We start from the raw sequence: 22,735 nt of genomic DNA, 5'->3' as shown, positions 1-22,735 counted from the left end.
TTTGAAAAGCGCCTTTCTTTTTAATTGATATTATCGTGATAATATCAATTAAGCAATCTAATATTATCATGATAATATTAGATTGTCAATAAAAAAGAAAATCCTTAAAAAACAGATTCCTTTCTTTTATTGGATGCCCTCACCTCTGCAAAATCCGATGGCACATAAGCCCTCACTTCCGCAAACAGCTTTCCATATTCATCATAATATTCTTCACAGACCCTCAACAGCGCTTCGTCCGAAAAAATTTCCAGAGCATCGCACACCGTCTCATCGCCAAAGGATACGTCCAGGGTCATTTTCTTTGTCTCAGCAAGGGACAGGATATCTTCGGTATGCCGTTTGTAGTAATCACGCGTCTTTTCCGTATTTTTTTCACCGGGCAGGGTGTGCCTGAAAATAATGCGGATTTGCTCAAGCGCGATCCACTCATCGTCATCGTTGGCGTAACGCCTGGTCATCTCAAATTCATTGACGCCCTTTCCTCCGCCGAAATCTGCCGACAAAATTTCCTCATCAGAAATATAGGTATTCAGCACGTTTGACAGGCTATAACTTAAATGATATATTCCGCGCTCCGCTGCTTTTACAAAATACCCTACCCTCGGTCTGGATTCGATATAATTTTCCTCAATAAGGTTCGAGAGCGCCTTACGCAGGGTTACCTTGCTGACATTATACTGTTCGCAAAGACTGTTCTCGCTTTCCAACTTATAGCCTTCCGGATAGATCCCCCGCTCAATTTTCTTTTTAAGATCGTTCTGTACTCCCTTATAAAGTTTCGCTTCCATTACCTGCTCCATTCTGCGATGAGTTTTACATATTTTGCGTTATAAAAGGTTTCGCAATAGCCTACAACACCAAGCTCGACATCCGTTAAAAGCTGGGACACCGTCAGTATGCCGCTGCCTTCGTCGATTCCAAGCTGCCCGGCCGTTTCTTTCTGAGCCTTCTGCGGCGTTATTTTCAAATCAATCTGAACTGAATAAGGCGAGATACGGTCTGCCAGAATCTCAACGAAATCTCTGGCCTCCAGCTCCTTCTCAATCAGCGGAAAGCCTGGATAGTAAGGGATATACTTGATGTCATAACCAATGGGCTGCTGCTTTTCATAAAGCACCCGTCTTATCCTGAGCACACGCGTATTGGGATGAATCTTCAAGATATAGACCAGATCTTTGGTCGATTCAATCACATCGACATCCACAATGTGTATCTGATCAATATCTGTGGTCTCAAAGCCGACTTCGTTGAATGTAAGGATATAATCGCTGCCATTTGTTTTCCTTACAAAATGCCCCTTTCCCTGGACCAGATAAACCAAACCGTCCCGCACCAGCATTTCCAGTGACTTTCTTACAGTCAGACGGCTAACATTGTAGGCTTCGCACAGAGCCGCCTCTGAGGGAATAGGGTCATTGGGCTTCAAAAGCTCCAGGTTAATCTTTTCCTTTAAATCATTTGCAATCTTTTCATAAATCGGTATATCCATTATCTGTAACCATTCTCCGCCCATTCGAGGCAGTACTCCAGCCCTCTTCCTGAATTTTTGACATAGGCATCCGCAAAAGCCTCTGGACTTTCCTGTTCCTTTTGCATCAGGCCTCCACCCACAATAATTTTCAGGTCATCACGCAGTCCGGCGTCATGGATCATCTTCAGCGCTTTTTTGACCTCTGCCGTGGCCGTGGTCAGCAGGCCGCTGAAGCCTAAAATCTGCGGGCGGGCCTCCCTGATTTTTTCGACAAAAACCTCGGGCAGGACATCCACACCCAGATCAATGACATTAAAGCCATTGACACAGGCCAGGCCAATAAAAATATCTTTTCCGATATCATGCAGATCGCCGTGGATGGTGCCGATCAGTATGGTTCCCCGGCTGCCCGGAGCTTCTCTCTGATCTGCCGCGCTGCGTTTATCAAGCTTCATAACCTCTTTAAAAATAATGCCGGCCATGATCAGGTCACCGATAAAGTACTCCTCTTTTTCAAACAGCTCGCCCACGTTGTCCATTCCCTGCTGAAGATACTCCGCAATATCGCTCATGCCTATCCCGGCATTAAGGGCTTTTTCCACCAGGCGCAGTGTCTTCTTTTCATTCAGGTCTGTCACACTTTTTATGATGTTCGTTTTAATTTTTTCTCTGGAAATGTCTGTATTCATTTTAAATCACCTTTACGCCTAGTATAACTGATTGTCCTTAAAAATACAACTCTGAACACCATACCCTGCTATCCGTCAGGGCTGCAATATTTTTCAAAAAATAAAAAAAGTCAGACTTGCTGTCTGACAAACCTGCGGCTAAATTTCAAAGTGGTGCCCAGAGGCGGAATCGAACCACCGACAGGCCTTCTTTTCCGGCTGCTGCCTGTTTGACGCTCTTGCTTTTTCGTCTGAGCTATCTGTCTGGCTTTATCTTTTCAAAAAATAAAAAAAGCCAGACCTGCTGTCTGACAAACCTGCGGCTAAATTTCAAAGTGGTGCCCAGAGGCGGAATCGAACCACCGACAGGCCTTCTTTTCCGGCTGCTGCCTGTTTGACGCTCTTGCTTTTTCGTCTGAGCTATCTGTCTGGCTTTATCTTTTCAAAAAATAAAAAAAGTCAGACCTGCTGTCTGACAAACTTGCGTCTAAATTTCAAAGTGGTGCCCAGAGGCGGAATCGAACCACCGACAGGCCTTCTTTTCCGGCTGCTGCCTGTTTGACGCTCTTGCTTTTTCGTCTGAGCTATCTGTCTGACTTTATCTTTTCAAAAAATAAAAAAGTCAGACCTGCTGTCTGACAAACTTGCGTCTAAATTTCAAAGTGGTGCCCAGAGGCGGAATCGAACCACCGACACGAGGATTTTCAGTCCTCTGCTCTACCGACTGAGCTATCTGGGCTTATGTTTTACTGAGCTTGCTTTTTAAAAGAAACTGGTGGGCCCTCAGGGACTTGAACCCTGGACCTGCCGGTTATGAGCCGGATGCTCTGACCAACTGAGCTAAAGGCCCGTATAATCGTTCAGATAAAAAAATGGTCGAGGTGAGAGGATTCGAACCTCCGGCCCCATGGTCCCAAACCATGTGCGCTACCAAACTGCGCTACACCTCGAAACAGAACTCTTATATTATATTATCTTTAACTCTTAATGTCAAGCACTTTTTAAAATTTTATTTTTTAAAACCGTGCTGCCTGCGACTGTCTCACTTGACGACTTGCTTATTCTAGCACAATTCTTAAGCCCCCGTCAAGCATTTTTTAACAAAAATTTAAAATAAAAAATCCAACCCGTATCGCGGCGATACGGGTTGGAAAAATCTACAGGGATGTCTGTTTTAAATCCAGCAGCTTATGCGCCACAAGCCACCGTTCGGTTTTATTGATGGCGGCCTTGAGCAGCAGCATAATGGGATAAATGAGGAACAGCATCGGCAGCAATACCAGCACCACCTGCCAGTTGGTGGGGTAGAACGGTATTACCGCGAAGAAGGTCGGGAAGAACAGCACTGCGCCCACATAGGTGATGGTCATTGCCCAGAACAGGATGGTCCGTTTAACATCGAGGGGCTGGCAGACACCGTAAAGGATAATGAGCCCGGTGACGCCGGTCAGCAGGCAGGCCATGGTAGACAGCTCACTGACGCTGAAATCCAGTATATTCCCAATAATCATAACCACGACAATATTCACGACAATGGTCAGCGCGCCCGGCAGGGCCTTTCTGAGCACTGTCTCCAGGAAATTGCCGGAGAGCCTGTTTTTGTTAGGCTCAAGAGCCAGAAAGAAGGATGGAACCCCTATGGTTACTGTGCTGATAAGCGTGAGCTGAATCGGAATAAAGGGGTACGCCTCGCTGGCCACAATCACAATGACGGCTAACAGAAAGGAGTAGATGGTCTTGACCAGGAACAGCGATGCCGCGCGGCTGATGTTATTGATGACGCGCCGGCCTTCCATGAGCACCTTGGTCAGGCTGGAGAAATTGGAATCCAGCAGAACCAGCTGTGAGACCTGGCGTGCAGCGTCGCTCCCCGCGGCCATGGCAATGCTGCAATCCGCGTCGCGCAGAGCCAGCACATCGTTGACGCCGTCACCGGTCATGGCCACCGTATGCCCCGCGTCCTTTAACGCATTGACAAGCACACGCTTCTGCCCTGGGGTAACGCGCCCGAAAACCGTATATTTGAGGGCGGCCTCCGCCACTGCCTCATCCGTCTCGAGGGTGGTGGCATCCACGCAGTTCTTGGCGTCCATCAGGCCGGCCCGGCAGGCTACCTCAGACACGGTGAGGGGATTATCCCCTGAGATTACCTTGATGGCGACACCCTGTCCCGCAAAATATTCCAGAGTTTTTTTGGCTTCCTTCCGGATTTTGTCCCCGAGCAGCAGGAACGCAATGACCTGCACATCACCGGGCAGGCCGCTGTCTCCTGTGAAAGGGCTGTCGGAATGAACGAGCACCAGCACGCGGTTTCCCTCCGCGGCGTAGCCCTCAACCTTTTCCCGGTAGGTATTGTAGCCGTCTTTCAGCACAAATTCCGGGGCGCCGATAACATAGGTTCCCTGTTCCTCAAAGCTGACGCCGCTCCACTTGCGGGCCGAGGAAAAGGGGACGGTCTTCACTGCCCGCCATTTGGGGGCCTCTCCGTTAAAGCTGTCCTTCAGGGCCTGGAAGGTGGAGTTATCGTCGGTCAGGGTACCCACCATGGCGCGCAGGGCCTTGGCCGGGTCCTTGGCGTTATTGACCAGGTCGATGGATTTGACCTCCATGCTCCCCTCGGTGATGGTGCCGGTTTTATCCAGACAGAGCACATCGACACGGGCCAGCGTCTCGATGCAGTACAGCTCCTGAACCAGGGTCTTGTAATGCCCGAGGCGGATAACACCCACTGCCAGGGCCACACTTGTCAGAAGCACAAGCCCCTCTGGGATCATACCGATCAGGGCGGCCACCGTGGTGACAATGGCATGGTTGATCCCCAGGTTCAGGCCGAAAACCTGCCGCAGCAGGAGCAGCACGCCAATGGGCACAATGGTGATACCGATAATTTTCATGATCAGGTTCAGCGCCCGCATGATTTCAGAATTGGGCTTGCGCATCTGCTTGGCCTGGGCGGCGATTTTGGTGGCGTAATTGTCCTCGCCCACCTTATCCACCTGTACATAGGCCTGCCCGGCCACCACAAAACTGCCGGACAGCAGGGTATCGCCCACCTTTTTGACAATGGCGTCGGATTCGCCTGTCAGCAGGGATTCATTGACCTCAATTTCACCGCTCAGCACTGTTGAATCCGATGGAATCTGTTTTCCGGAGCTCAGGATAAGAAGATCACCGAGGACAATTTCCTCCACTGTGATCTCTTTCTCCTTCCCCTCCCGCAGCACCCGGACATGGGGCTGGGAAATGAGCGAGAGCTTGTCAATTGTGCGCTTAGCCTTGACCTCCTGGATAATTCCGATGACGGTATTGATGATCACAATATTGATAAACAGCGCATTTTTATAGGACCCAACCGCAATTACAAGAACCGCCAGCACAATATTGAGTAAATTAAAAAGGGTCAGCGTATTGTCTTTTACGATCTGGCCCACAGTTTTTGTCTGGGATTCAGGCTGCTGATTATTGAGACCCTTTTCTCGAAGCTCAGCTACCTGCTGTTCGGTGAGACCGGTAGCTGACGATGGGTTAAAGGCGTTCATTTCCATTGCGAACCTCTCTTGTTTTGTATTAGGTTAATAGTAACACCTTTTTCTTAAAAGAAAGTCAGTTTATCGAACGTCAGGGCAAATAAAAAACCGCTGAGCCTGACTTGCAGGGTCAACGGTATTTTATTATTGTAGTTTTTCCCGGACGATCTGATTAACCAATTTTCCGTCGGCCAGTCCTTTGACCTTCGGCATTAACGCGCCCATAATTTTGCCCATGTCCTTTGCACTTTCAGCTCCGGTTTCTTTGATGGTTTCGTCAACAATCGCTTCAATTTCTTCTTGAGTTAATTGTTTAGGAAGGTAAGCTTCGATAACTCGCATCTCTGCTTCTGTTTGCGCGATTAAATCATCTCGTTCGGCTTTTTTAAATTCATCTAAGGCATCCCGACGCTGTTTCATTTGCTTGGCGATGATTTCCTGAATCTCAGCATCGCCCAGCTCAACTTTATTGTCTTTTTCGACCTGCAGAATCGCGGCGCGAATCATCGTTACCGTTGATTTCTTAACCGTATCCTTAGCCTTCATGGAAGCCTTTAAGTCAGCTAGCAGTTGTTCCTTTAATGCCAACTAATGCCACATCCTATCTTTTTTTCATTTTTCTTTTTCTAGCAGCTTCTGATTTTCTTTTTCTTTTTACACTTGGTTTTTCATAGTGTTCTCTTTTGCGAATCTCAGACATAACACCTGCCATTGCAGTTTTTCTTTTGAATCTGCGTAATGCGCTTTCAAGTGTTTCATTTTCTTTGATTTTTACTTCAGACATTCTTAACCCCCCCCTCTAATCCATAACTTTATTTACGGAACTTTTTTTGACATGGTATGAGCTAACTTATATTATATTTAAAAACTTTTTAATTGTCAATCCAAAAGTGGGGATTCATCGGGGTTTTTTGTATCTATTTTTTCATAAGAAAAAACCAGCTGGCCTTAGGGCGTTAAAAAGCTTTTATAAAAGCCTTTCGATATCCTTTTCCAGCGCCGCAGGCTCTACCATCGACTCATAGCGGGCAACCACATTGCCGTCGCGGTCGACAAGAAACTTGGTAAAGTTCCATTTAATATCACTTTTCTGCGCGTAATCCGGGTCGTCCTTGGACAGACGCTCGTCAAAGGCTTTGCCCTTGTCGGTGTTTAAATCAAACCCTCTGAATGCCTGCTGTTCCTTAAGAAAAACAAAAAGCGGCTCGGCGTTGTCGCCGTTCACCTCGATCTTTGCCATCATCGGGAAGGATACGCCGTAGGTAAGGCGGCAGAAGTTTTCGATTTCTTCATTGCTGCCCGGGTCCTGGTTGCCAAACTGGGTGCAGGGGAAGCCCAGAATCATGAGGCCCTGGTCCTTATACTTTTCATAAAGGGCTTCGAGGCCGTCAAACTGCGGGGTAAAGCCGCACTTGCTGGCGGTATTGACCACTAACAGCACCTTTCCCTCATAATCCTTGAGCGTCTGCTTTCCGCCGTCCATTTTTTCAACACGAAAGTCATATATATTTTTCATAAAAAATCACTCCTTTTTATCTGAATATTTCTGATTTATTGTCTATATACCCAAATGCGGGCATAAAAAAAGAGCCTGTCCAAAAACAAGCTCTGTTAAGTGATTTCTGTTATTCATACTCACCCTCTGTGGCGGCCTGAAAGAAAGACCGCAGTGCAAGGCGCAGGCCGAGCCGGTGAGGGAACTCATTGCAGATAAGTAACCGCTCCGCGCAGGACTGCAACGCAGCAATCCGGGCTTTGCCGACGGCCGTATTAACCTGGCGGCCACTGCATGCTTCTGCCGCCCAGCAGGTGGTAGTGCAGATGCGGTACGGTCTGTCCGCCGTCTGCGCCGCAGTTATTCACCAGTCTGAAACCGCTGTCCGCGATTCCCAGTTTAAGTACCAAACGGTTGGCGACGGTATGGATGTGGCTGATAATGTCATCCCCCGCCGGAACAGATAAAATGGATTCGTAGTGTTCCTTTGGAATGATGACCACATGCACTGGCGCCTGTGGGTCGATGTCGTTAAAGGCAAGGACATGATCATCTTCATACACAACCGTCGATGGGATTTCGCCGTTTACGATTTTACAAAAGATACAATCTTCAGACATAATCTTTCTCCCTTCTAATTCAGGAGCCCCGTCATATGGAACTCTGACTCCTTATATAATAACTCAGTTTCAATAATTTTGCCATTAATTTTTTCAATGGTCTTAAGAACCACTGGAATATAGTTGTCGGTGTGTCCCTCATAGGTCCCCTCCTCTTTGGCGCGCTCATAGAGCACAGGCACTTTTCTGCCCGCGTTGGCCTTGAGGAAATCCTGCTCACAGGCCCTGGCCCTCTGGGTCAGGCGGTGGCTTCTTTCGGTCTTGATATCCTCGGGCACCTGGCCCTGGAAAGCATCGGCCTTTGTGCCCTTGCGTCTGGAGTATTTAAAGACATGCACCTGGTAAAAATGAATCTGCTCCACAAAGGCCAGAGTCGTCTCAAATTCCTCCTCCGTTTCACCGGGGAAACCAACCATAATATCCGTCGTGATGGCTGGATAATCAAAGGCGCGGCGCACCCGCTTTACAATCTCCGCGTACTGGGCGGTGGTGTATTTGCGGCCCATACGGCTTAAAACCGTATCACAGCCGCTCTGCAGCGACAGGTGGAAGTGGGGACAGAAGGTCTTGATCTCCGACAGCCCCTGCACAAATTCTTCGGTGAGCAGCAGGGGTTCGAGGGAGCCGAGGCGGATACGTTTCACGCCCTCAACCTTGTCCACTGCCCGGATCAGGCTCAGCAGGTCCACACCGTGCCCCAGGTCCACGCCGTAGGAGGCAATGTGGATACCGGTGAGCACCACCTCTGCGTAGCCATGGGCCGCTACCCGCTTTACCTCGCTCAGGACAGCGTCCACCGGGCGGCTGCGGACCGGCCCCCTGGCAAAGGGGACAATGCAGTAGGTACAGAACTGGTTACAGCCCTCCTGGATTTTTAAAAAGGCCCGGGTCTTGCCCTTGGTTTCAGTGATGTTTAAATCCTCATAGTGGTGCTCCCGCATAATATCGGAAACAAAATTGTTCTGGGTCTTATCCTTTTGGTAGGCCTCGATGTCGGCTACGATATCGGCCCGGTTTTTGGTACCGATAATCAGATCCACCTCCTCGATGGCCTGGACCTCGTCGGGGGCTACCTGCACATAGCAGCCCACCGCCACGATGACCGCGTCCGGGTTCGCGCGCCTTGCCTTGCGCATCATATTGCGGGATTTCCGGTCGCCCAGATGGGTGACGGTGCAGGTGTTGACCACATACACGTCGGCGTATTCGGCGAACCCGACGATGCGGTAGCCCGCCTTTTCAAAAATTTCCATCATGGCCTCGGTGTCGTAGGAATTCACCTTACAGCCAAGAGTATGGAAAGCGACAGTCTTGTTGTTCATCTGTGTTAAAGCTCCAGTCGTTATTCTAACTTGTGATTTTCAGTCTTCGTAAAAAAAGTTCAGCTGCGCCAGCAGCACCACGCCCGCGGTCTCGGTGCGCAGAATCCGGCGTCCAAGGCTCACAGAGTAGCCGCCGGCCTCCTCGATCATGGCAGCCTCTGCGGGGGCAAAACCGCCCTCGGGGCCGATGATGACCGCGATTTTCTCCGGATCAAACTCCAGGGAGGAAATTACGCTTTTCAGGCTGCTTTCTTCCTCGTCTTCATAGGCAATGAGCACCAGGTCATAGTTATCCAAGGTGTCTGCCACCGCGGACAGGGTGGTCACCTCTGCCACATGGGGGATGATGCCGCGCTTGGACTGCTTGGCGGCCTCGTAGGCAACGCGCTGCCAGCGCCGGGTCTTTTTCTCTTCCTTATCGCCCAGCTTTACCACTGTGCGCTCCGAGGTGAAGGGCACAATGGAGGCCGCGCCGGCCTCCACGCATTTCTGAATGACGGACTCCATCTTCTGCCCCTTGGGTACGCCCTGGAACAGGGTAACCCGCAGGCCGTCCGTCTCTCCGCGGGACGGGTGGCTTTCCAGGATACGCCCCTTCAGGCTGTCCTTTCCCACAGTCTCCACCGTCACGATATGGTCCGTGCCGCGGCCGTCACAGACCTCAATGGCCTCATCGTCTCTCAGGCGCAGCACCTTGGTAATATGCTTAAAATCCTCCCCTTCAATGGTGACCTGTCCATCCTCAATCTGTCCGGGGGATACAAAAAAACGATGCATACAAAAGAACTCCTTTATGCCTTAATCCGGGCGGCAACGCTGTTCCACTCGCCCATCTGCTCAATGTTCAAAATCTCGAAGCCCTCGTCGTTCAGGGTCTTTAAAACCGCTTCCAGACGGTCATTGATAATGCCGGATGAGATGAACACCCCCGCTTCCTTCAAATAGGGCTTGATGATCCGAGCCAGCTCGATGATGGCCTCTGCCAGGATGTTGGCCACGATGATCTCTGCCTTTTCATCCGCTGCGATGACGTCCAGAAGGTTGCCCTCGCGGATTTCAATTTTATCTTCCATATTATTGAGCGCGATGTTTTCTCTGGCCACCTTGACCGCCACCGGGTCAAAGTCCACGCCGATGACGTGCCTGCAGCCCAGCTCCCCGGCGATGATGGAGAGAATACCCGTACCGCAGCCAATGTCGAGCACCATATCGTCAGGCCGGATATACTCCTCAAGCTTGGTCACACAGAGCTGGGTGGTCTCGTGGGTGCCGGTGCCGAAGGCCATGCCGGGGTCCATGTTGACGACGATCTCGTCCGCCTCAGGGGTATAGTCCTCCCAGGTGGGCTTGATGATAATGCTCTTGCCAACCCGGGTGGGCTTGTAGTATTTTTTCCATGAGTTGGCCCAGTCGTCCTCCTCCACCTCGGTGATGGACAGCTCACACTCACCGGGGTTCAGGCCGCAGGCAGGCAGTTTTTTAATGCCGGTCAGCAGTTGATGGATACATTCGTCACAGTCCAGCTTTTCATTGAAATACCCGCGGATGACTGAGACATCCGGGTCCATGTTCAGGATGCTCTCATCAATATAGTTGATGGTAGGGTCCTCCTGAATCATCATCAGGTTTTCGCCGGATTCGATGACAACGCCCTTGGCGCCGACCTCATAAAACAGATTGACGATTGCCTCTTCTGCTTCCAGCGTCGTCGTGATTTGAACTTCTAACCAAATCATGTATTACCTCCCAAGTCCTTATTTATCTAAGAATTATTATAATATGCTTCCTCCAAAGAATCTACCATAAGATTTTATTTTAACCGAATTTCCTTTAGAATGGAAGTGAAAATTTAAGAATATGGCGCAGAGGGCTGTCTCCACTTCCCAATAAAACCCGCACTATTTTGGCCGTTGTAAGTAAAATATCGTTTCAACCTGTAACGGTATTCAGATTAATGCTATAATAAGGTTACTATTTATACCCAACAGAAGGAGAGATCGACCATGTCAGAAGAGAAAAAAACACCAAGGTCCATACAGGAATACGTTCCTGGTAAACAGGTCACCTTAGCGCATATTATCGCCAAACCCAAAAGCGATGTCTATATTAAATTAGGGCTCGATGACGAAAACTGCGACGCCATCGGCATTTTAACCATCACCCCCAGCGAGGCTGCCATTATCTCCGCCGACGCGGGCACCAAAGCCGCCCCGGTAGAAATCGGCTTTCTCGACCGTTTCAGCGGTTCCCTTGTCATCACAGGGCGTGTCAGTGATGTCAAAGCCGCTGTACAGGAAATCTTAAACACCCTGCATTCCGTTTTGGGCTTCGATATTCCCAAAATTACCTATTCCTAAAAGATGGCGAGTAACCGAAACCGTGTGGCGCTCGTCGGCAAGATCGGCTGCGGCAAAACAACTCTGATGCAGCGCCTTACCCAGCAGGAAATCCACTACGCCAAAACCCAGCAGGTCACCTACACCGAAGATTTTATTGATACACCCGGTGAATTTATTGAGATGCCCTTCTTTTGCAGACAGGCCATCAACGTGTCCTGCGACGCCGGGCTGGTCATTGTGGTGATCTCCAGCGTCGACACCCAGAATACCATTCCGCCCAATTTTGTCTTTACCTTTAACATTCCGGCCATCGGCGTCATTACCAAGATTGACCGCGAGGACGCTGATATGAAGAGGAGCTACCGCTTTATGAACTTTGCCGGTGTGAACAAGAAGAAAATCTACGAGGTCAGCGCCATTACCGGCGAGGGCATCGAGGCGCTTGAGGAAGCCATCCACAGCTATATGGACAAGCACCGGAACAAAAAATAAAACAGACCAACGTTTTTCAAAGGGTATCGCCACGATACCCTTTGATTCGATTACCGCTATAAAAGGAAGTGATGATATGTCCCAGGAAGCAATCCCTTACTGGTCCGACGACTATCTGACCGAGGATCAGGTGGCCGCCTATCTGAAAGATAAAGACCTTTATCCGCAGGATGCCGAGCTCGTGGTGGAAGACCTCCACGCCATCAAGGAAAGCATTGACGGATATGTAAACCTTATATACCACATTTACGACCAAAACGGCAAATCCATGGTGCTCAAACAGATTGTGGGCGAGCCCAGAAGCAAGCTGGACGAAGCCGCCGGCAGCAAGAACAGCAAGTACATGCACGACTGGAGCCTGGATATCGGACGGCTCCGCTCAGAAATCTCAGTCCTGATTTTCTGGGATTCGGTGTACCCGGGCATCTGCCCCAAGATCTATCTTTTTGACGAGCCCCGCGGCATCATTGTCATGGAGGACCTGACCGACCACAGCCTGCTTCGCTACGAGCACTGCCGTATGAAGGAGCACCCTGAATTTCCCGAAAAGATCGGCCGCTTTATGGCCCGGAACCTTTTCTACTCCTCAGATCTGCACCTGACCCGCTATAAAAAACAGGAGCTCGAAAAGTTCTTTGAGAATCCGGAATACACCGCCCTGGATTTCTTTTTGTTTGCCGACTGCACCATCGTATCCGACAACCGGTACATGCCTGAGGCCACCTGGCCCCTGCGCAGAGCCATCATCGAAAACGAAAAAATTCAGAGCATGATCCGCCAGATGCGCCACCAGTTCCTGACCGACAAGGAGTGCCTGATCCACACCGATCTGCACGCCTCCAACATCATGGTCAATGACCACAGCATGAAGATCATCGACACCGAGTTCGCAGGCTTTGGGCCCATTGCCCAGGACTGGGGACGGCTCATTGCCAGCTTCTGCCTCAACTTTTTCTCCTGGTACGGCGACCATGAGCACACCGAGGGCGAGAAGGCTGTTTTCAGAGCCTATCTGCTGGATTCCATCAACACCATGTACCAGTGCTTTGAGGAAGAATTCCGGGCGCTGTGCGACAAAAACCGGAGTGACAGCTACCGCCTCCGCAGCCTGGATGTGGACGCCTACCTGTTGACCCATTTCCAGGATACACTGCTGTACACAGCCCTGAATGCCGCCTCCCGCATCGGTGACCGCGGCATCTGCTACGACCTCGAGCGGCTGAAAACACCGGACCGCATCTATCCCGAGCAGCTGGTGCTGCTCATGACCATCGAGCTGTTTTTAAACCGCGGCGCTTACAGAAAAATCACCGACCTGACCGACTACCTGCGGAAAATGGCTGGAAAGCACCCGGCCGAAGCCTTTAAGGAGGCATAACCATGGAACCTCTGAACCGAGACACCATTAAAGACTATCTGATCCAGAAGAAAATCTTCCCCGAAAACGCCCTCCTCAACGTCATCGACCTCCACGAGGAGATCCAGAACATCGAGGGCTATGTCAACCTGATCTTTGCGGTCAGAGACCTGAACACCAACTGCTCCGTTGTGGTCAAGCAGCTGCTGCCTTACATCCGCGCCTTTAAGGAGGCCGACGGCGGCGACCACCCGGTGCTTATGGAGCGCCTGCGCACCGAGATTGCAGTACTCACCTTTATGGGAACCCTCTACGAGGATATCGCCCCGGACATCTACCTTTTTGACGAGGCCGCGGGCGTCATTGTCATGGAGGACCTCATGGATCTGGAGCTGCTGCGCTTCGAGCTGACCGCGGGCGTCACTTACCCTGATGTGGGCAAAAAAATGGGGATTTTTCTGGCCCTGCTGTTCTTCCACACCTCGGACCTTCTGATGACCGGGCGCAAGCTTGAGGGCGTGAAGCACTTTTTCTACAACGACGAATCCAAGCGGCTTTACGACCTCCTCTTTGTGAACAATGTTCTGCTCTGTGCCGAAAAACCACTGGAGCCCGAGGCCGAAGAAACCCGGCAGCGTATCCTGTCGAATGAAAAAATCAGGGCGCGCGTCCACGCCCTGGGCTATAAATACCTGAATAATGACGAGTGCCTGATCCACAACGACCTCCACAGCTCCAACATCATGGTGGGGCCAGGTAAGGTTAAGATCATCGACACTGAGTTTTCCGGCTACGGGCCAAAGGCCATTGACATCGGCCGCCTGACCGGCAGCATGATCATCAACTATGTGTCCTGGCTGGGCTATACGGCTTTGCCTGAGGACAAGCGTCTGGCCATGCAGTCCTATGACCTGGATTTTATGGCGGACATGTACCACAGCTTTGAATGCACCATGGAAAAGCTCTGGGCAGAAAACCAAAGGGTCAGCTACCGCCTGAAGGTGCTGAGCTGTCAGGACGTCTGTGACAGCATCTTCCAGGACGCCCTGCAGTACGCGGTGATCAGCCTGATTACCCGCATCTCCTCCGACATGGCCCTGACCTGCGACCTCAAGCGTATTGAAAAGCGCGAGCTCGGCTTTATCCAGAAGCGCTCCCTTGAGATTGCAGAGTACACCCTGCTCATGACCGACACCTTCCACAATATCGACGAGTTTAACGCGTTCCTGCGCTGCTGCGCAGGCATCGGACAACAATAAAAAAGCAGCCCGTATCGCGGCGATACGGGCTGCTTTTTATTGAAGCACATTTTTGTTATAATATGCGTTATATTATAAGTAAGTATATTTTATTTTCAAGGAGATTGTTATGAAAAGAGTCCTCATTTCATTACTCACCCTCCTGTTTCTGCTGGCTGTTCTGTCTCCCGCCGCCTTTGCCCGGGCTGGTGGCGGCGGTGGCGGTGGTGGAGGCGGGGGTGGCGGGAGCGGCGGTCACAGCAGCGGCAGTCACAGCTCTGGCAGTACCCCGGGTCCGCGCCGCTTTTACAGGCCCTACCACAGCGGCTCGCCAGCCGGCACCGTAGCGGGAGCAGGCAGCCTGGTCATGGTTTTTGCCACCATTGCCACTGCCAGATCCTTCAGATACAGCCCGCCCGGCGCTCAGAAGAAAGAGACAAAAAAATGGCTTAGGGCCGCGGCCCAAAATGACAGCCTCTGGGACAGCGCTGAGATGAAGGACCAGATTCGTGAGGCCTACCTGGCGATCCAGCAGGCCTGGACCGACAACCGCCTGGAGGACGCCCGATATTACCTCAGCGATTCCCTTTACAACACCTTTCAGACAAAGCTGAACTGGATGGCCCAGAGAAACGAGCGCAATGTCCTGCGCAATATCCGCCTCCTCTACGCCACACCGGTATCGGCCGGGTACAAAATTCCCGGAGACCGGAAAACAGCCTGCCTGTGCTGCCATATACACGGTAAAATGGAGGATTACACCGCCGACAGCACCACCGGCCGTTTTATCTCAGGCAGCTACTTCTCCCGCCCCTTTGTCGAATACTGGTGTTTTATCCGAAACGCGGACAATACCCGGTGGATTCTCGACAGAATCTATCAAAAGGACGAATATGAAGGCCAATAAAAAACCAACCCGTATCACAGCGATACGGGTTGGTTTTTTATGAATGATTCGTTATTTATCGGGCGCCTACTCTCCCGTCGCGGCCTGATAGGCCTTGCTTCCAATATCGCCCCAGTCTGTCTTGCCCGAGGCGATGACCTCCCCGGTATCTTGGACCACTGCGTACATGTCAAGGATGGATGTGTCCACCGCGTGGCACTCCTCCCCTCTCTGCTCGTAGGTAACCTGCTCAAGAACCGCCAGGTCGCAGGCGTCGTTCTGAGACTTCCGGTCATAGACCAGCATCAGGCGCACCAGGCGTCCTTCGTCATCGGTGGATTCCCTGAGGAGGAGATGTTCATTTCCCTTGGCGTCGCTAATCCAGTCACGGCTCATGCCCTCCTGGCCCTCAAATTCCGCGTGATAAATCTGGCTCAGCACTTCACCAGGGGTGATTCGCCTGGCGCTGGGCACTGCGGCTTCTGTCTGCTGCTCGGCTGTCGCTTCCGTCTGCTGCGCCGGCGCTTCTGCCTGGCAGCCGGCGAACAAAAACAGAACAGCAGCAACGGCGGCGGCAGCCGTAAGCCCTCGGATTGAAATCTTATTTTTCATTTTTTGCACCTCGATCTTTGTCGAATATTTTATCACAATTTCCTTTATGCTGCCTTTTTACACCTCTACATGAATATAGCCGCTCGCGTAATAGGGTAGAACGTTCATGCCCAGATCTTTGGCAGTCTGGGCCAGATCCCCCACGGCCACACCCGGGCAGTACAGGTCCGCGGCGTCGCCGCGCTTGTGGAAGGACCAGGCCACGCCGCCCACCTCGGTGTTGCGGTCCTCGCACCGCACGCCGGAGGTGATAACAACCGGAAGCCCATAGTACTCACGCAGGGCCTCGATTCTGTCGAGCAGCACTGGGTTCATCCGGGCCGGCCAGCCGTCACAAAGGCCGGCACAATCACACCGGTATTCTGCCATCTCGAAATGAGCGCTGGCCATTTCTGGCGCAATCGCCGCTGGCCCGGATTCGGGTTCAGCGCTCTCAGGCTCCGGCTGTGGGAGTTCAGGCTCCGGCCCAGTCTGCTCCGGCGCTGGCTGGGCGATCTCTGTCTGCGGCGGTACAGCGCTCTCCCCCGGCACTGCGCCAAAGATGAATACCAGGCCGGCGCTCCCGGCCGCCAGAAAAATCCACAGGGCTGTCTTTTTATATTTCATATGCTCTCCTTTTAATCTACTCTAAGGTACATCCAATGACTCGGAACCATACCCGCTCAGCTTGACCATAGGGCGTGGTTCCCTACAATAAAAACGGGCAAGCGGTCAGAAAACCAAGAGATGAAGCCTTTTACCTAAGGAAGAAAAAAGCGTCCTGCGGGCACTGCATTCACATTAATATTTTCTTCACTAAAGTGGAACACTTTATCTAGCCAATGTCCGGCTGTGCAGAACGTACGTCACGATTCCCGGCCGTCACCCGCAGCGCCTGGACCTTTTTTCTTATCTGGATAAAAGGCGGAGTCTCGGACTGTGCCAGTTTTCTGACACGCAAACAGGCAGGCTGTTTTCTGCCTGCCTGTTAAAACACCTGGGATGCCCTTTGCCTATTCGGTCTCCAGGGGCACTTCGGTTTTTGTGGTGTCGATTCTGACGGCGTTTGTGGCCTTGACCAGCGCAAAGCCATCGGGCTCAAAAACGCCCTCGGCCAAAATGCCCTGGGCCCCTGCCTTGATCTGTTCGTCGGTGATGCCCTCCAGGTAATCCGGAATGCTCACGCTGTAGCTCTTGCCATCACTGCGTTCAAAATACAATACCAAATCCTTACTTGTCTCTGCTTCCATTTGTTTTCTCCTCTCTTTCCTGAATTAAATGCTTACGCGTTTTCTACCAGATCATCAGTGGTGACCCGCATACAGCCTTCCCCGATGGGCTCCTGGAGCCCCTTGATGTGCTTATAGGTCGCGTAGAGCGCCTCATCGGTGGCGGCAGGCTTGACGTCGCCATAGGTTTTCGTCTTTTTCACAATCTTTCCTTTTTGTTCTCCGTAATTGGAGACCACCTTCAGGGCCACTGCCTTTGTGTACTTTACAACTGCCATTTTCGAACCTCGCTTTCTGTCCCGCTTTTGGGGTACGCTTATATATCCGGAAAAAACGCCCGGGGTCACACGCGATTCAAAATGACTTTTCCGAATCATAATGAATCACTTTTTGACGGTACCCGCCGCCGAAACCGCCTGACTGCGTCATTTCATTTTGGCACGGTCCTTGCGTTAATAAAAAGCATCAAACATCGAGAAGAGAGAGGAGACTACACGATGGCAGATTTAGTAAACGGCCGATTGAACCTATCCAAGGGGAAACGCATGTACGCTCTGCTGATGATCAGCATTGCGTCGGGGATTGTGTTCTTTGCCTGTATCGGCGTGAGAAACCTGTATTACAACCAATTGATTGCGGCGCTGGGGCTGACCAACGCCGAGTACGGCATGCTGGGGTCCGTCAACGGCATTGCCAACCTGATTTTTTACCTGCCCTCCGGCTTTATTGCGGATAAGGTAAACACCAAGACCCTGCTGGTCATTTCGTTTTTAGGGCTGGGGGGCCTGACCATCTGGTTCGGCTTTTTCCCATCCTACATTTGCCTGCTCATTATTTTCTTTGGCTACGGCATCTTTTCCATCTTTACTTTCTGGTCCGCCATGCTTAAGTATGTGCGGCTGCTGGGCAGCGAGGAAGAACAGGGCAAGATGTTCGGTCTCAGCGAGGGCATTAAGTGGGGCGCCAACGCGCTGGTGGGCTTTGCCGGCCTGGCCATTATCGGCGCCTTTGTGGACGGCGTCGCGGGCATCCGGGTACTGCTGTTCTTTATCGCAGGGCTGTATATTGCCTTTGCGCTGCTCATTCTGTTCACCTTCCCGGGGGCCAACACCGCCACCGACGAACCGGTGAACCTGCGCCGGTTCGTCGAGGTGCTGAAGGTGCCGGGCACCTGGCTCACCACCCTGATCGTGGCTTCGGCTTATATGGCCTTTGCGGCAGCGGTGGCCTACTTTGGCCCCTACTGCGCGGATATTATCGGCGTGTCGGACGCGGTGGCGTCAGGGCTTGCTTGCCATTACAAGGAACTACGTGATCGCCGCGGTGGCGACCATTATCGGCGGGCTGGTGGCTGATAAATTCGCCTCCCGGGCCAAGGTGCTGGCAGTCTACTTTGTCCTGGGCATTGCGGCCACCATCTCCATTATGATCACCCCCACCACGCTGGCCTTTGGCATTGTCACCACCTGTCTGGCCACAGCCTTCTTCTGCGCCACCCGCGGGATTTCCTACGCGGTCATGGGCGAGGCGGGCATTCCGGTCTCCATGACAGGCGTGGCCATGGGCATTATCTCGGTCTTTGCCTACGCGCCGGAGTCTTTCATGTACACCATGATGGGAAGCTGGCTGGACGCGGACAAGGTATCGGGCTACAACAGTATTTTTATCTGGATCATCGTCTGGAGTGTCATCGGGCTCATTGTATCCCTGGTGACCGCCAAGCTGAAGCTGGGCGAAAAGAACAACGTTATCGGCAGTAAGGATGGGATGCTTGATCCCAAAACTTTGGAAAGCATTGAGTAAAACAAAAAACATTCAGGAGGAGAAAAAATGTTAAGAGATATTCAGGATTGTTTCATTTCGGAAAAAGAGGTTGAACACATTCACGCCATGTCTTTGCGGGTGCTGGATGAAATCGGCGTGGCCTTTGAGCACGAGGAGGTGCTGGAGGTCTTCCGCAAAAACGGCGCCCGGGTTGACGGCGACAAGGTCTTTCTGTCAGAGGCCATGGTAAACGAAGCTTTGGGAACTGTCCCCCGCAACTTTGAGGTCTACGGCCGGAACAGCTCTGTCTTTATCGGGCCGGACCGCGAGGATCCCTTCCCGGTCATGGCCAACTCGGCGGGCCTGGTCACCTATATTGAGACAGACGATACGGTGCACAAGGCTAACGTGTACGACGCCATCAAATATCACAAGCTGACCCAGACCAGCGAGGTGCTGCAGATGTCCAAGGCTTCCAGCATCGACTACCCAGGACTGGGAAATGACAAGGAGAACAAGATTCTCAAGCAGTATGCCATCCAGCTGAAATATTCGGACAAGCCCATCGCCTCTGCTCTGCGGACTAACCCGCACAATGTGGGCACTGGACGAATTCGGGATGGGGTTCTGGCAAGCTACGAGCTCGTGAAACGCTATTATGACATCTGGGATAAATACGTGGTGCTGGAGGTAGTCTGCCCCCTCTCACCGCTCTCCAACAACTACGAGTGTCTTGAAAATGTCCTCGGCGCGGCCGCAGGCAACCAGCCCATCACCATCTGCACCTGCTCCATGACCAATGTGACCTCCCCGCCGACCCTGCTCGGCACCATTATCCAGGACAACGCGTCCATTCTGGCCATGACCGTGCTCATTCAGCTGCTGAACCCGGGCAACCCCATTATCTACAACTCGCTGAGCGCGCCGTCAGATATGCGCAGCGTCCAGCTCAGCATCGGAGCCAGCGAATCCTTCCTGCTGTCCATGGCAACCCTCGGCATGGCCCGCTTCTACAACATGCCGGCCCGCACCATCGGCGCCTACTCAGACGCCATCGACGTGGATTACCAGGCCGGAGCCGAATCCATGCTGACGGGCATGGCGCCCATTCTGGGCCGCTCGGACCAGCTGACCCACGCCATTGGGACCATGGGCTCCTTTAACTACGGCAGCTTTGAAAAATTCGTCCTGGATGAGGAGGTTCTGCTCTACCTGAAGCGTGTCCAGCAGGGCATCAACTTCTCCGAGGGCCGGGAATGCTTTGACCTCATGAAGGAAGTCGGGCCAAGAGGCTCCTACATCCAGCGCAGAACCCCCAAGGCTTACCGCGAGGAGCACTACCTCTCCAAGCTGTTCCACCGCAAGGGCTCCGGCATTACCATGCGCGAGCAGGTGGGCACCCTGAGAAGCCGCGCCGCCGCCGAGGTCGAACGCCGTCTGGAAGAATACAAGCTCCCCGAAACCACCAAGGCCCAGGACGCTATTCTGAACGAGGTGCTCGTAAACCTGGACTATGATATTTAACCGGCTGTAAACCACTATCCCCCCATGAAGTAAAAACGGCGCTCCCTCGCATGAGGTGGCGCCGTTTCCGTTTTTCAACCCGTATCGCGGCGATACGGGTTGAATTAACGGTTTCCTTTTTACCCATTTTATTATACAATGAAAGAAAAGACGAAACGGAATGAGAAACTTGATTACCATTGATAAAATCGAACATACCCCAGAATACGAAGCTTATTTGCGCCAGCTGCCCCAGGAGCTGCTCCTCAAAATTGTGGAGAACGCCTTTGCGGAAATCTTTGTGAATGACAAGGACGGACGGGTGGTCTATGTGAATCCCTCCTCCATGCGCTACCACGGCCTCCAGCCCGAGGAACTGGTGGGCAAGGCCAGCGGCGAGATCAAGCGCGGTATCTGGGAGCCCCACAGTTTTGCCGAAGTCATGGAAAAGAAGTGCCCCATTGTCACGGAGAACATGTACTACATCACCCACAAGAGCCTGATGTCCGTCAATATCCCGGTGTTTGACGCAGACGGTGAGATCGAGCTGGTTATCTCCACGGCCATGGACTATGTAACCCGCACAGACCTCTCCTACCGCACCAGTGAAAAGTCCATTGTCTCCTCAGACTCGGATTTCTCCGACGAGGTTATCGGCAGAGGCGAGGCCTTTAAGGCCTGCCTGAAAAAGCTGGAGAAAGCTGTGAACGTGGATCTGAACGTGCTGATCCTGGGCGAATCGGGTACGGGCAAAAGCTTCCTGGCCGAGACCCTCCACAGGCACAGCCTGCGCCGGGACAAGCCCTTTTTTGCCATCAACTGCGCCGCGATCCCCGAAAACCTGCTGGAAAGCGAGCTTTTCGGCTATGTCCCGGGGGCCTTTACCGGCGCCGACCCCAAAGGGCGGACCGGGCTCATCAAGAACGCCGACGGCGGCACCCTCTTCCTGGACGAGATCGGCGAGCTGTCTCTGCCGCTCCAGGCCAAAATTTTGGATGTGCTGGAGAATAAGCGTTATATCCCTGTGGGGGGCAACGCTTTCCAGCATGTGGATGTACGCATCACTGCCGCCACCAACCAGAACCTCATCGAGCTCATCAAACAGAAGAAGTTCCGCTCCGACCTCTACTGGCGCCTGAATATCATCAAGGTAACCATTCCGCCCCTGCGGGAGCGCAAGGAGGATATTATCCTGCTGGCCAACTATTTTCTGAAAAAGAACAACCAGAAATACGGCACCAGCAAGCTCTTTGACAAAAAGATGATGTACCTCATCAGCGACTATGACTGGCCGGGCAATATCCGCCAGCTCAAAAACGCCATTGAGCGCCTGGTGGTCTACTCCGAGCACATGATCCTGGAGGAGGAGCTGTTCTGGGAATACCTGCGCGAGGAGGGCGAGGTGCCGGCCGGCCCTGCGCAAAAAAAGACCTACAACCTCGAGGAGATCAAGCGCGATCTTGTGAACGAGGTCTACACCAAGTACAAATCCAGCCGCAAGCTGGCCGAGGTCATCGGCGTCAGCCAGTCCACCGCCAACCGGCTGATCCAGAAATATATCCGCGGGGAGGACACCCCGGACGACTAAAGGGAGAACTGCACAGGCAGTTCTCCCTTTTCTAATCCTCCATCAGCGCCCTGAGACGCCGCAGGCCACGGTGTATCCGCATTTTAACCGCCGAGGCGCTGAGCTGGCAGTCTGCCGCGATGGCCTTCTGGCTCTGGCCTTTCAGGTAATAGGCCGTGATGGCCCTGCGCTGGTCGCCGGGCAGCTGTTTAAGCGCCCAGTCCAGTTTTTCAAGCCGCCTTTTCCGGTCGTTCTCCTCGTGGTAGGCCTGGACGGGCTGGTTGGGGTCGGGCACCAGCTGCCCCAGAGGGCTGCCATTCTCGTCCGCCGGGGCGTCCAGCGATACCACCGCGCTCACCGACCGGTCAAAGCGGCCCTCCCGCCGTTTCCTGAAATAAAAATCCAGACAGCTCCGGATATAGCCCGGAAACAGGTGGTTCTTCTCCGGATCGTAGCGCCGCACGGCCTCCAGAAAGGCGGCTGTGCCGTCCTGGTAAGCGTCCTCAAATCCGCCGTCCTCAGAACAGCTGCCAGCCATCTTCAGGATAAGGGGCCGGAAGCTCTGGAGCAGCAGCTCCGCAGCACGCTTGTCCCCCCTTTTGGCCTCTGCGGCCCAGGTGTTGATCAACTCGTAATTTTGGCCCTCCAATCACAGCTCCTTTC

Annotated in this window: 25 protein-coding genes and 3 tRNA genes; 9 read left to right on the top strand and 19 right to left on the bottom strand. The window is 52.5% G+C overall.

From position 1 onward, the window contains the following. Positions 1–104 precede the first annotated feature (104 nt). The 14 genes from B2M23_RS12275 to prmA form a co-directional block, all read right to left on the bottom strand. On the bottom strand, positions 105–791 hold the full coding sequence (locus tag B2M23_RS12275; RefSeq protein ID WP_052237495.1) for a GntR family transcriptional regulator: 687 nt from the start codon (positions 789–791) through the stop codon (positions 105–107). Continuing rightward, positions 791–1,492 carry a GntR family transcriptional regulator gene (locus B2M23_RS12270; RefSeq protein ID WP_038354147.1) on the bottom strand — a complete coding sequence of 234 codons (702 nt, stop codon included), beginning with the start codon at positions 1,490–1,492 and terminating at the stop codon, positions 791–793. Before B2M23_RS12270 ends, B2M23_RS12275 begins: the two co-directional genes overlap by 1 nt. Next, positions 1,492–2,163 (bottom strand): cobalamin B12-binding domain-containing protein, encoded by a 672-nt coding sequence (locus B2M23_RS12265; RefSeq protein ID WP_052237496.1) that lies wholly within the window; start codon positions 2,161–2,163, stop codon positions 1,492–1,494. Before B2M23_RS12265 ends, B2M23_RS12270 begins: the two co-directional genes overlap by 1 nt. 642 nt (positions 2,164–2,805) lie before the next feature. Further along, positions 2,806–2,881, bottom strand: a tRNA-Phe gene (locus B2M23_RS12255). Between the two features lie 34 nt (positions 2,882–2,915). Further along, a tRNA-Ile gene (locus tag B2M23_RS12250) sits at positions 2,916–2,992 on the bottom strand. A gap of 23 nt (positions 2,993–3,015) precedes the next feature. Continuing rightward, positions 3,016–3,092: transfer RNA gene (locus B2M23_RS12245), tRNA-Pro, on the bottom strand. A 207-nt stretch (positions 3,093–3,299) separates the two neighbouring features. Continuing rightward, positions 3,300–5,687, bottom strand: a complete 2,388-nt coding sequence (locus tag B2M23_RS12240; protein WP_038352138.1) for a cation-translocating P-type ATPase — start codon at positions 5,685–5,687, stop codon at positions 3,300–3,302. Between the two features lie 126 nt (positions 5,688–5,813). Further along, positions 5,814–6,257, bottom strand: a complete 444-nt coding sequence (locus tag B2M23_RS12235; RefSeq protein ID WP_013379248.1) for a GatB/YqeY domain-containing protein — start codon at positions 6,255–6,257, stop codon at positions 5,814–5,816. Positions 6,258–6,270: 13 nt separating this feature from the next. Further along, positions 6,271–6,453: a 30S ribosomal protein S21 gene (gene rpsU, locus B2M23_RS12230; protein WP_013379247.1), complete on the bottom strand. Its 183-nt coding sequence runs from the start codon at positions 6,451–6,453 to the stop codon at positions 6,271–6,273. Positions 6,454–6,636: 183 nt separating this feature from the next. After that, entirely contained in the window at positions 6,637–7,185 is a 549-nt protein-coding gene (locus tag B2M23_RS12225; RefSeq protein ID WP_038352139.1) for a glutathione peroxidase, read from the bottom strand. Between the two features lie 254 nt (positions 7,186–7,439). Beyond that, a complete protein-coding gene (locus B2M23_RS12220; RefSeq protein WP_013379244.1) occupies positions 7,440–7,784 on the bottom strand; it encodes a histidine triad nucleotide-binding protein in 345 nt (114 codons plus the stop codon). Positions 7,785–7,798: 14 nt separating this feature from the next. Further along, positions 7,799–9,106 (bottom strand): tRNA (N(6)-L-threonylcarbamoyladenosine(37)-C(2))-methylthiotransferase MtaB, encoded by a 1,308-nt coding sequence (gene mtaB / locus B2M23_RS12215; protein WP_038352140.1) that lies wholly within the window; start codon positions 9,104–9,106, stop codon positions 7,799–7,801. A gap of 39 nt (positions 9,107–9,145) precedes the next feature. Continuing rightward, positions 9,146–9,883 (bottom strand): 16S rRNA (uracil(1498)-N(3))-methyltransferase, encoded by a 738-nt coding sequence (locus B2M23_RS12210; RefSeq protein WP_038352141.1) that lies wholly within the window; start codon positions 9,881–9,883, stop codon positions 9,146–9,148. 14 nt (positions 9,884–9,897) lie between these two features. Continuing rightward, positions 9,898–10,842: a 50S ribosomal protein L11 methyltransferase gene (prmA, locus tag B2M23_RS12205; RefSeq protein WP_038352142.1), complete on the bottom strand. Its 945-nt coding sequence runs from the start codon at positions 10,840–10,842 to the stop codon at positions 9,898–9,900. Between the two features lie 267 nt (positions 10,843–11,109). Here prmA and B2M23_RS12200 point away from each other — a divergent pair, with 267 nt between their 5' ends. From B2M23_RS12200 to B2M23_RS12180, 5 genes are all read left to right on the top strand, one after another. Beyond that, the gene (locus B2M23_RS12200; protein WP_013379239.1) at positions 11,110–11,463 is read left to right on the top strand and encodes a BMC domain-containing protein; all 354 of its coding nucleotides are present in this window, start codon (positions 11,110–11,112) and stop codon (positions 11,461–11,463) included. Between the two features lie 3 nt (positions 11,464–11,466). After that, positions 11,467–11,937 carry a EutP/PduV family microcompartment system protein gene (locus B2M23_RS12195; RefSeq protein ID WP_013379238.1) on the top strand — a complete coding sequence of 157 codons (471 nt, stop codon included), beginning with the start codon at positions 11,467–11,469 and terminating at the stop codon, positions 11,935–11,937. Positions 11,938–12,013: 76 nt separating this feature from the next. Beyond that, positions 12,014–13,315 (top strand): S-methyl-5-thioribose kinase, encoded by a 1,302-nt coding sequence (locus B2M23_RS12190; protein ID WP_038352143.1) that lies wholly within the window; start codon positions 12,014–12,016, stop codon positions 13,313–13,315. Between the two features lie 2 nt (positions 13,316–13,317). Continuing rightward, positions 13,318–14,553 carry an S-methyl-5-thioribose kinase gene (locus tag B2M23_RS12185; RefSeq protein WP_038352144.1) on the top strand — a complete coding sequence of 412 codons (1,236 nt, stop codon included), beginning with the start codon at positions 13,318–13,320 and terminating at the stop codon, positions 14,551–14,553. 109 nt (positions 14,554–14,662) lie between these two features. After that, on the top strand, positions 14,663–15,439 hold the full coding sequence (locus tag B2M23_RS12180; protein ID WP_038352145.1) for a Tim44 domain-containing protein: 777 nt from the start codon (positions 14,663–14,665) through the stop codon (positions 15,437–15,439). 66 nt (positions 15,440–15,505) lie between these two features. Here B2M23_RS12180 and B2M23_RS12175 read toward each other — a convergent pair whose 3' ends face one another. The 4 genes from B2M23_RS12175 to B2M23_RS12160 form a co-directional block, all read right to left on the bottom strand. Then, on the bottom strand, positions 15,506–16,030 hold the full coding sequence (locus tag B2M23_RS12175; protein WP_038352146.1) for a hypothetical protein: 525 nt from the start codon (positions 16,028–16,030) through the stop codon (positions 15,506–15,508). 57 nt (positions 16,031–16,087) lie between these two features. Next, on the bottom strand, positions 16,088–16,636 hold the full coding sequence (locus B2M23_RS12170) for a YcbK family protein (protein WP_052237215.1): 549 nt from the start codon (positions 16,634–16,636) through the stop codon (positions 16,088–16,090). 386 nt (positions 16,637–17,022) lie between these two features. Further along, on the bottom strand, positions 17,023–17,259 hold the full coding sequence (locus tag B2M23_RS12165; protein WP_038352147.1) for a DUF2922 domain-containing protein: 237 nt from the start codon (positions 17,257–17,259) through the stop codon (positions 17,023–17,025). 32 nt (positions 17,260–17,291) lie between these two features. Next, the gene (locus tag B2M23_RS12160; protein ID WP_038352148.1) at positions 17,292–17,516 is read right to left on the bottom strand and encodes a DUF1659 domain-containing protein; all 225 of its coding nucleotides are present in this window, start codon (positions 17,514–17,516) and stop codon (positions 17,292–17,294) included. 81 nt (positions 17,517–17,597) lie between these two features. Between B2M23_RS12160 and B2M23_RS12155 the strand changes: the two genes are divergently transcribed. From B2M23_RS12155 to B2M23_RS12140, 4 genes are all read left to right on the top strand, one after another. Beyond that, positions 17,598–18,593, top strand: a complete 996-nt coding sequence (locus B2M23_RS12155) for an MFS transporter (RefSeq protein ID WP_081571210.1) — start codon at positions 17,598–17,600, stop codon at positions 18,591–18,593. After that, positions 18,526–19,041 (top strand): MFS transporter, encoded by a 516-nt coding sequence (locus B2M23_RS12150; protein ID WP_146209095.1) that lies wholly within the window; start codon positions 18,526–18,528, stop codon positions 19,039–19,041. The genes B2M23_RS12155 and B2M23_RS12150 overlap by 68 nt, the downstream gene beginning before the upstream one ends. Positions 19,042–19,068: 27 nt before the next feature. Further along, positions 19,069–20,526 (top strand): trimethylamine methyltransferase family protein, encoded by a 1,458-nt coding sequence (locus B2M23_RS12145; RefSeq protein ID WP_038352151.1) that lies wholly within the window; start codon positions 19,069–19,071, stop codon positions 20,524–20,526. 160 nt (positions 20,527–20,686) lie between these two features. Further along, positions 20,687–22,093, top strand: a complete 1,407-nt coding sequence (locus B2M23_RS12140) for a sigma-54 interaction domain-containing protein (protein ID WP_052237216.1) — start codon at positions 20,687–20,689, stop codon at positions 22,091–22,093. A 31-nt stretch (positions 22,094–22,124) separates the two neighbouring features. Here the strand turns inward: B2M23_RS12140 and B2M23_RS12135 are convergent, their stop codons facing one another. Further along, positions 22,125–22,721: a sigma-70 family RNA polymerase sigma factor gene (locus B2M23_RS12135; RefSeq protein ID WP_038352152.1), complete on the bottom strand. Its 597-nt coding sequence runs from the start codon at positions 22,719–22,721 to the stop codon at positions 22,125–22,127. Positions 22,722–22,735: the final 14 nt, after the last annotated feature.

This window comes from Eubacterium limosum (assembly GCF_000807675.2).
Classification (GTDB): domain Bacteria; phylum Bacillota; class Clostridia; order Eubacteriales; family Eubacteriaceae; genus Eubacterium; species Eubacterium limosum.
The sequence above is the reverse complement of the archived record's forward strand: the minus strand, read 5'-3'. Positions and strand labels throughout refer to the sequence as shown.